We start from the raw sequence: 8,434 nt of genomic DNA, 5'->3' as shown, positions 1-8,434 counted from the left end.
ACGCGGGCTGGTACCCGCACACCAACCAGGTCGGCCAGACCGGCAAGAGTGTCTCGCCGCAGCTGTACATCGCCAACGGCATCTCCGGCGCGATCCAGCACCGCGCCGGCATGCAGACCTCCAAGACGATCGTGGCGGTCAACAAGGACGCCGAGGCTCCGATCTTCGACCTCGTCGACTACGGCGTCGTCGGCGACCTCTTCGACGTCGTCCCCGCCCTCACCGAGGAGATCAACACCCGCAAGGGCTGACCCTGTGGGAGGGGAGTCCGGATCACCCGTGGGGTCACCAGGAGAGCGGCCCCTTGGCGTCGAAGAAGCCGCCGGTCGGGCCGTCCGGGCCGACCTGCGCCATGCGGACGATGATCTCGGCGCCCTCGGCCACGGTCTGCGTGCCCGTGTTGCCGTTCAGGTCGGTCTTGGTGAATCCGGGCTCCACGGAGTTGATCCGCATGGCCGGGAACGCCTTCGCGAACTGCACGGTGAGCATGTTGACCGCGGTCTTGGACGTCGGGTAGGCGATGCCCGGGTAGAAGTGCGCGGGGTGGTCCGGGTCGGAGAGATGGGTCAGGGAGCCCAGGCCGCTGCTGACGTTGACCACGACGGGCGCGGCCGAGCGCTGGAGCAGCGGAAGGAAGGCGTGCAGGACGCGGACGACTCCGAAGACGTTCGTCTCGAAGGTGGTGCGCATCTGGTCGGCGGTCACGGTCGCCGCGACCGGCACGCTGTTGTCCTCGGTGCGGGTCTCGATACCGGCGTTGTTGATCAGGACGTCGAGGCCGCCCGCGGCGTCCAGGGTCTTGGCCGCGGCCTCGACGGAGGCGTCGTCGGTGACGTCGAGCTGGACGAACCGTGCGCCCAGCTCGTCGGCGGCGCGGCGGCCGCGCTCGGCGTCACGGGCGCCGACGTAGACGGTGTGTCCTGCGGCGATGAGCCGGCGGGCGGTCTCGAAGCCGAGGCCCTTGTTCGCTCCGGTGATGAGTGTTGTCGTCATGCCGTCCAGCTTGCTGCGCCGAAGCGCGGTCAGCCAGAAGACCCTTCTTCCTGGGACTGGCGGTACCAGGCACGTCGGCGGCCGACGGTGTTCACTGAGGAGCATGGCGGTGACAGAACTGGGACAGGCGCTGCGGCGCTGGCGCGACCGGGTGCCCCCGGACGCGGCCGGGCTGCCCTCCGGCGGCCATCGGCGGGCTGCCGGGCTGCGGCGCGAGGAGCTGGCCCTGCTGGCCGGCATCTCGGTCGACTACGTGACGCGTCTCGAACAGGGCCGGGCGGTCAACCCGTCCGTGCAGGTCGTCGAGGCGTTGGCCCGGGCCCTGCGGCTCTCGGGGGACGAGCGGACGTACCTCTTCGGCCTCGCGGAACTGGTGCCGCCGGGACCGGATGTCGTGCCCGGGTTCATCACGCCCAGCGTGCAGCGGCTGCTGGACCGGCTGGTCGACACCGCCGTCGCGGTCTCCGACGCGGCCATGACGCTGCTGCTGGCAAACCCGATGTACGCGGCTCTGATGGGCGATCCGTCGGTCCTGCGTGGCTTCGAACGCAACGGTGTGTGGCGCAACTTCACGGGCATGCCGACCAGAGTGCGGCACACGCCGGAGGAACGGCGCGACTTCGAGGCGGGCATGGTCGCCGAACTGCGCACGACCGCCGCCCGTTATCCCGCCGACCGCCAACTCCAGGCCCTCGTGGCGGAGTTGCGCACCAGGAGCGAGCGGTTCGCCGAACTGTGGGACGCGGGGGTGGTGGGCCGTCTCGCCGGCTCGCGCAAGACGATCGAGCATCCCCAGGTCGGCACGCTCACGCTCGACTGCGACCTCCTCCGGGTGGAGGAGAACGACCTGCACATCCTCGTGTACTCGGCCGAGCCGGGCACCGAGGCCGCCGAGAAGCTGCGGCTGATCTCGGTGCTGGGCACGCAGAGCCTGGTCGACAGGAGCTAGCGGAGCTACCCCTTTGTCTCGTCCTCCGTGAGGATCTTCACGTCCCAGGGTCCCAGGGGCACGGCCGCCGGGTACACCTCGTCCGTAAGAGCGTTCCGTAGGGACGTCGGCACGGCGACCGACACCGCCTCCCACGACCAGTTGTGCAGGAAGCGGACCCGGCGGCCGTCGCGGGCGGTGGCCGAGGTCGCGGTGACGCTCGGATGGGCCGGGCGCCAGGCGGCCGGGGCCGCCCACTCGAACACGGCCCGGGCGAAGGCGGGATCGGGAACGGTACCCACGTAGGTGATGCGGCCGGCGCCATGACGGTGTGTCGTGGCCGTCGGCCAGCGCCCGAAGTGGGGGTGGTCGTAGGTCGCCAACTCCTCGGCTCCCTGCGGCTGGAGACCGTCGGCCCAGTGCAGGGCGCACGCTTCGGGCGGCAGGGGGAGACTTTCCGTGCCGGTGACCGGCAGCGGGGTGCCCAGGTTGCTGAACTCGTCGTACGTCACCCCGGCCGCCTCCGCCAGCCTTCCGGGCTGCGCTTCGGTGCGGGCCCTCGCCTCGGTGTCGCCGTACCCGGTGCGGGGGCCGACGATCAGGTGCCCGCCCGCCTCGGCGTAGGCCCTGAGGCGGTCGAGGGTCTCGTCGTCGGCGGCGTAGAAGGCGGGGGCGACGAGGACCTCGGGCAGGACGGCCGTCGAGAGCTGCCCGGGGTGGAGGATGCGGGTCTGGAGCCCCGCGTCGAAGGCGCCCCGGTAGAAGGCGTCGAAGACCGTCTCGTACGACCGCCCGTTCGCACCCCCGTCCGCCAGAGCGAGTGGCGGTTGCGCCTGGAGCGCCCACTTGCTGGGACCGTCGTACAGGAAGGCGACGTCGGCGTCCGGGGTGAGGGCTGCCGTTAGGTCGCCCGCCTTCTCCAACTCCGTTCCCAGCGTGGCGAGTTCGCGGTAGACGCGGCCGGGGCGGCCGTTGTGCGGGAGGATGCCGCCCCAGTAGGTCTCGGTGCCGAAGTGCAGGGTGTGCCAGTGCCAGTACTCGATCATCGAGGCACCGCGGGAGATCAACGCCCAGGCGGCCTGGCGCCATTGGCCGTCGTAGGCTGGTCGGTTGTTCCATGGGTAGCTGATGGCCTGGGCGTTGGTCTCCGTGACCAGGAACTGTTCCTGGCGGGAGGAGTACATGCGGTCGGCGCTGCGGTACAGCGCCCAGGTGCCGTTGGTCGTCCAGTCCTGTCCGTCGACGCCCGGGTCGGGCAGTTCGAGGGCGTCCTGCATCGTGTAGTACGGGTTGCCCGCGGTGACGTCGAGCCGTTCGGTGAGCCTGTCGTCCTCCACGCCCTGGCGGTCGTAGGAGATGCAGGTGGTGACGAACTGGCCGGGGCGGGCGTACTCGCGGACGATGTCGGCCTGCCACGCGATGAACTCGGTGACGAGCCGGGCCTGGAAGCGCCGCCACGCCAGGTCGTACTGGGGCTGTGCGTTGCCGTCGGGGGTCCACAGGTCGGCCCAGGTGGAGAGCCGGTGCGACCAGTAGACCAGGCCCCATTCGCGGTTGAGGGTCTCCACATCGCCGTACCGCGCGCGGAGTTCGTCGACAAAGCGCTGGAACACGCCGTGGTTGTGCAGAAGATGGGGGCCGGGTTCGTTGTCGACCTGGTAGCCGATCACGGCGGGGTGGTCGGCGTACCGGGCGACGATCTTCCGGATGACCCGTTCGGCGTGGAAGCGGAACGCCGGGTGGGTGAAGTCGACCTCCTGCCGGGCACCCCAGCCGATGCGCTCACCGGTGCGTGACTCCCCCGCGATCTCCGGGTACTGGCGGGCCAGCCACGGCGGTACGGCGTAGGTCGGTGTCCCGAGGATCACCGAGATACCCCGCTCGTGAGCGCCGTCCAGGACGGGCTGGAGCCAGTCGAGGTCGAAGCGGCCGTTCTCCGGTTCCCAGGTGGACCACACGGACTCGCCGACCCGGATCACCGTGAAGCGCGCCTCGGCCATCAGGTCGAGGTCGTCCTTCAACCGCTCGTACGGCTGGTACTCGTGGTAGTAGGCGGCGCCGAACAGAACGCGGGGTGGAAGCTCGAACATCCTTCTCCAATACGGTTGTTGACGGGTCAGCCTTTGACTGCACCCGTGGACAGGCCTTCGAGGAGCTGCTTGCGCAGCACCACGAACAGAGCGACCGCGGGCACCACGGCGATGACGGCTCCGGCGAGCACGAGGTCGTACTGCCGTTGCTCGGACACGAACAGGGTCTGCAGGCCGAGCGGCAGGGTGTACTGGGAACTGTCGGAGACCAGCACCAGCGGCCACAGGAAGCTGTTGTAGCTCTGCAGGAACTGCCAGACGGCGAGCGCGCCCAGCGAGGGCCGCAGCAGGGGCAGCACGATGGTGCGGAAGATGCCGAACTCGCTGGCCCCGTCGATCCTGGCGGCCTCGAGGACGGAGTCCGGGACGGACTGCACGATGTACTGCTGCATCATGAAGATCCCGAACGCGGGCGCCACCCACGGCACGATCAGCGCGAACCAGGGGCTGCCGAGGCCGCTCTTGACGAGGATCACGAACAACGGCACCAGGATCACGGCGAAGGGGACCGAGAGCGAGCTGAACATCACGCCGAACAGCAGGCGCCTGCCGGCGAAGCGGAACTTGGCGAAGCCGTATCCGGCCAGGGCGCAGACGAACACGGACACGGTGGTGGCGACGAGGGCGACGACCGTGCTCATCAGGAACCAGCGCCAGAACGGCTGCCCGGACAGCAGGCGTTGGTAGTTGTCGAGCGTGAACGGGTCGGGCAGCAGCCGGGGCGGGTAGGCGAAGATGTCGCCGCGCGGCTTGAACGAACCGCTCAGCGCCCACAGCAGCGGGGCCAGGAAGGCCAGGAGCAGCAGGACGAGAGTGCCGTACAGGGGTACGCGGGTGCGCATCATGCGGACGCCCTCCCGATGCCGAGGAGCCGGTTGAAGAGCTGGCTGAGGCCGAAGACCAGGACGAACAGCACGACGGCGGCGGCGGCCGCGTAGCCGAACTGCTGGCGCTGGAAGGCAGCCCGGTAGATGAACATCGTCACGGAGAGCGTGGATTCGGCCGGTCCGCCGCCGGTGAGCAGGTAGGGCTCCTCGAAGATCTGGGCGGCGCCGATGAACGAGGTGACGACGACGAAGGCCGTGACCGGCTTCAGCGCCGGGAGGGTGACGGTGGTGAAGGTGCGGACGCGTCCGGCGCCGTCCAGGGCGGCCGCCTCGTACAACTCCCTCGGCACGTTCTGGAGTCCGGCCAGGAAGAACACCGTGAGGTAGCCGGTCCAGCGCCACAGCATGACCAGGGCGATGCTCACCTTGGCCAGGCTCGGGTCGCCGAGCCAGTCGACGCCGCCGGTGCCGAACAGGGCGCGCAGGATCGAGTTGATCAGGCCGAACTGCCGGTCGAAGAGCAGGCCGAAGATGAGTGCGACAAGGATCGGCGAGACGACGATCGGCACGAAGTAGGCGGTGCGCCACAGGTCCCGGGCGCGCAGACCGCGGGTGTTGAGGGCCTGCGCGATCAGCAGGGCGAGCGGCACGACGACACAGACGGCGACGAGGACGAAGACGGCCGTGTTGCCGAGGGCGCGGTGGAAGCTGATGTCGGTGAGCAGGTTGCGGTAGTTGCGCAGGCCCACCCAGTGCGGGGTGCCGAGGCCGACCCACTCGGTCAGGCTCAGCCACAGCGAGACCGCGATCGGGATCAGCATGAACAGGACGTAGAGGAGATAGAAGGGCGAGATGAAGAGGTACGGCGCCCAGGTGCGGCGTGGGCGCTGCGCGGTACCGGGCTCACCGGTGCGTTCGTCGGCGGTGCGGGCGCGGCCCGCGACAACGGTGGTCACAGCGGGGCCTCCTAACGTCCGGCCTGGTCGCGGTAGTCGGCTGCGGTCTGCTTGAGCGCCTGGCGTGGGGTGACGTCGCCGCGGTAGGCGCGCAGGAGGTTGCCGGCGAGGACGTCGAAGAGGATCGACTGGTCGGGGCTCTGGTAGAAGGCCGGGACGTCGGGCAGCAACGACCGGTAGAGCCGGAAGAGTTGCTGGCCGCCGCAGAAGTCGTCCTTCGTGGCGTTGAGCTGCGGATCCTCGTACACGGAACGGCGGGTGGGCAGATAGCCGGTCTCGGTGAAGCGGCGGACCTGCCCCTCGTGGGTGAGCCAGGTGTTGAGGAGGAAGTCGACGGCCGCCTCGGTGTTGGCCTTGTCCTTGACGACACCGAAGCCGGTGCCGCCCAGTGCGGCGGTCACCCCGCCGCCCTTGGTGAACCGGGGCAGGCCCCGTACCCGCCATCTGCCCTTCTGTTCGGGCACGTTGGGGATCAGGCCGTAGTTCTTGTACCAGATGGCCATCGGCAGCCCGACGACCTTGTTCGTCTTCAGGGCGGTCTGCATGGCCGCCCCGTAGTAGTCGGAGATGTCGATGACGAAGCCGGTGCGCAGCCCCTCGCACAGGAAGCGCAGGGTCTCCTCGGCCTCCGGGGAGTCGAGGACCAGGTTTCCGTCGGCGTCGAAGAAGGCGCCGCCGCGCTGGTAGAGCAGCATCTGGAAGGACTGGACGACCTGTCCCGTGTCGCTGCCGACCGTGGAGACGACGCAGAGGGAGGCGCCGTGGTCCTTGTGCACGCGGGCGCCGAGTTCGGCGTACTCCTCCCAAGTGGCGGTGTCCGTGGGGAGGTTCCACTGCGAGAACAGGTCGTCGCGGTAGTAGTAGACGACCATCGGGGTGTCCGAGTCGAGGGCGTGGAGCCTGCCGTCCTTGCTGTAGGGGGCGAGGCGGGCGGGGAGCAGGTCGTCCTTCAGGCCGGGGACGGCGGTGATGTCGGGGGTCAGGTCGTGCAGCAGCCGCGGGGCGATGTCACCGCGCAGCATGCGCGGGAAGCTGCCGATCTCGAAGCCGATCGCGTCGGGGGTGCCGCGTCCGGCGACGGCCTGGGCGAGCAGCTTGGTGACGAGGTCGGCGGGTCCGGCGCGGGTGACGTCGAGGTGGTAGCGGAAGTCGGTGAGCCGGTCGGCCTCCGGTATGCCCTTGCGGAAGAAGTCCTCGTATCCGGGGTCGTGGGTCCACAGGGAGAGGGTCACGTCTCCGGAGGTGCGGGCGGTGGTGCTGCCACCTCCGCAGGCGGTGAGGGCGGTGGCGGCGCCGAGACCGAGGGCGCCACGCAGCAGGGTGCGGCGGGTCGGGGATGCGGGGAACACACGTGACTCCTCACGTGGTGCGGCTACGGGGAGCGCGGGTGCGGCCGTCCCGGGCGGCACTCGCGGGCAGGGCGGAGCGGGCCTGCGGCATGGTGTGCCGCGGGCCGTCGCGCCGACGGTTCAGCGCAGGGGTGGTGCGGGTTCGCGTACCGGGCAGCTGGAGGCCCGTACGGTCAACTCGACGGGGATGTCCGTGCGTTCGGCCGGTGCCGGGCCGCCTTCGATCATGGCGATGAGCACGTCGACGGCCCGGTCGGCGACCGCGGTGAAGTCCTGGCGGACGGTGGTCAGGGGCGGGGAGAGATACGCGGCCGCGGGGATGTCGTCGAAGCCGACGACGCTGACGTCGCCGGGGACGGACAGGCCCGCCTCGGCGAACGCCCGCAGCGCCCCGATCGCCATGTCGTCGTTGGCGGCGAACACGGCGGTGACGTCGGAGAGCCCCGCCAACTGGCGTCCGGCCGCGTACCCGGAGGCCGGGCTCCAGTCGCCCTCGACCGGCAGCGGGGGCTCGGGGGCACCGGCGGCGGCGAGGGCCTCCCGCCAGCCGCGCACGCGGTCACGCGCGGCCCACCAGTCGTGCGGTCCCGGGATGTGCCAGACCGTGCGGTGGCCGAGCGACAGCAGGTGTTCGGTGGCGATCCGGGCGGCCACGAGCCCGTCGGCGCCGACGACGGCACTCCTGCCCTGGCCGACCTCGACGCCTTCGCCGAGGCTGACCACCGGCACGTCCGCGCTGAGCCGGAGCGGGGCGCCGTCGTCGATCGGCTCGGACAGGACGATCCCGTCCACCCCCTGTTCCAGCAGTGCCTCCACGGCGACCTGGACCGGCTGTCCCTCCAGGGTTCCGGCCAGGGCGAAGGAGTAGCCCGCCCGGTGCATGGCCCGTTCCAGGGCGAGAAGCAGGGTGGCGGGGCCGTAGAGCGCGCTGCCGAGCGAGACGACGCCGATCCGCCGGTAACGGCCGAGAAGCAGGGCGCGCGCCGCGTTGTTCGGGCGGTACCCCAGCTCCTGTACGGCCCGGAGGACGCGGTCGCGTACCTCCGGGCTGACGTGCGGTTCGCCGTTGACGACCCGCGACACGGTCTTCTGCGAGACACCGGCGGCCCGCGCGACCTCGGTCATGCCGGGGCCCCGCCGCGGACGTCCGGGTCCGGTGGCCGCCATGTGCGCTCCTCGCCGTAGAACTCTTGACTACGTAGTCATCGAAGCTCGCACACGTGCGCCATGACCCGATGACTACGTAGTCAAAACTGTGGCAGCCACACCGGGCCGCGTCAATCCCCTCTCC

General features: G+C 70.3%; 8 protein-coding genes. 2 read left to right on the top strand and 6 right to left on the bottom strand.

The genetic code is table 11. The annotated features are described in order from the left end of the window. On the top strand, positions 1-251 hold a 251-nt coding region (locus RNB18_RS47205), incomplete at its 5' end, for an electron transfer flavoprotein subunit alpha/FixB family protein (RefSeq protein WP_311718855.1). Positions 252-285: 34 nt separating this feature from the next. Here the strand turns inward: RNB18_RS47205 and RNB18_RS47200 are convergent. Further along, positions 286-993: an SDR family oxidoreductase gene (locus RNB18_RS47200; protein WP_311720354.1), complete on the bottom strand. Its 708-nt coding sequence runs from the start codon at positions 991-993 to the stop codon at positions 286-288. 103 nt (positions 994-1,096) lie between these two features. Between RNB18_RS47200 and RNB18_RS47195 the strand changes: the two genes are divergently transcribed. Next, positions 1,097-1,942, top strand: coding sequence for a helix-turn-helix transcriptional regulator (locus RNB18_RS47195; RefSeq protein ID WP_311720353.1), 846 nt, complete (start codon positions 1,097-1,099; stop codon positions 1,940-1,942). Between the two features lie 5 nt (positions 1,943-1,947). Here the strand turns inward: RNB18_RS47195 and RNB18_RS47190 are convergent, their stop codons facing one another. The 5 genes from RNB18_RS47190 to RNB18_RS47170 all read right to left on the bottom strand — a co-directional run bounded on the left by RNB18_RS47190 (position 1,948) and on the right by RNB18_RS47170 (position 8,310). After that, the gene (locus RNB18_RS47190) at positions 1,948-4,011 is read right to left on the bottom strand and encodes a beta-galactosidase (protein ID WP_311720352.1); all 2,064 of its coding nucleotides are present in this window, start codon (positions 4,009-4,011) and stop codon (positions 1,948-1,950) included. 26 nt (positions 4,012-4,037) lie between these two features. Continuing rightward, on the bottom strand, positions 4,038-4,856 hold the full coding sequence (locus tag RNB18_RS47185) for a carbohydrate ABC transporter permease (protein WP_311720351.1): 819 nt from the start codon (positions 4,854-4,856) through the stop codon (positions 4,038-4,040). Then, positions 4,853-5,794 carry a carbohydrate ABC transporter permease gene (locus RNB18_RS47180; RefSeq protein ID WP_311720350.1) on the bottom strand — a complete coding sequence of 314 codons (942 nt, stop codon included), beginning with the start codon at positions 5,792-5,794 and terminating at the stop codon, positions 4,853-4,855. The genes RNB18_RS47185 and RNB18_RS47180 overlap by 4 nt, the downstream gene beginning before the upstream one ends. 11 nt (positions 5,795-5,805) lie before the next feature. After that, a complete protein-coding gene (locus tag RNB18_RS47175) occupies positions 5,806-7,143 on the bottom strand; it encodes an ABC transporter substrate-binding protein (RefSeq protein WP_311720349.1) in 1,338 nt (445 codons plus the stop codon). A gap of 120 nt (positions 7,144-7,263) precedes the next feature. Then, positions 7,264-8,310 carry a LacI family DNA-binding transcriptional regulator gene (locus tag RNB18_RS47170; protein WP_311720348.1) on the bottom strand — a complete coding sequence of 349 codons (1,047 nt, stop codon included), beginning with the start codon at positions 8,308-8,310 and terminating at the stop codon, positions 7,264-7,266. Positions 8,311-8,434: the final 124 nt, after the last annotated feature.

This window comes from Streptomyces doebereineriae, from assembly GCF_031845645.1.
Taxonomy (GTDB): Bacteria; Actinomycetota; Actinomycetes; order Streptomycetales; family Streptomycetaceae; genus Streptomyces; species Streptomyces canus.
The sequence above is the reverse complement of the archived record's forward strand: the minus strand, read 5'-3'. Positions and strand labels throughout refer to the sequence as shown.

What these genes read in the sequence shown, in the direction of transcription:
- RNB18_RS47200 (WP_311720354.1), bottom strand. Translation starts at nt 993, where the DNA reads ATGACGACAACACTCATCACCGGAGCGAACAAGGGCCTCGGCTTCGAG.
- RNB18_RS47195 (WP_311720353.1), top strand. Translation starts at nt 1,097, where the DNA reads ATGGCGGTGACAGAACTGGGACAGGCGCTGCGGCGCTGGCGCGACCGG.
- RNB18_RS47190 (WP_311720352.1), bottom strand. Translation starts at nt 4,011, where the DNA reads ATGTTCGAGCTTCCACCCCGCGTTCTGTTCGGCGCCGCCTACTACCAC.
- RNB18_RS47185 (WP_311720351.1), bottom strand. Translation starts at nt 4,856, where the DNA reads ATGATGCGCACCCGCGTACCCCTGTACGGCACTCTCGTCCTGCTGCTC.
- RNB18_RS47170 (WP_311720348.1), bottom strand. Translation starts at nt 8,310, where the DNA reads ATGGCGGCCACCGGACCCGGACGTCCGCGGCGGGGCCCCGGCATGACC.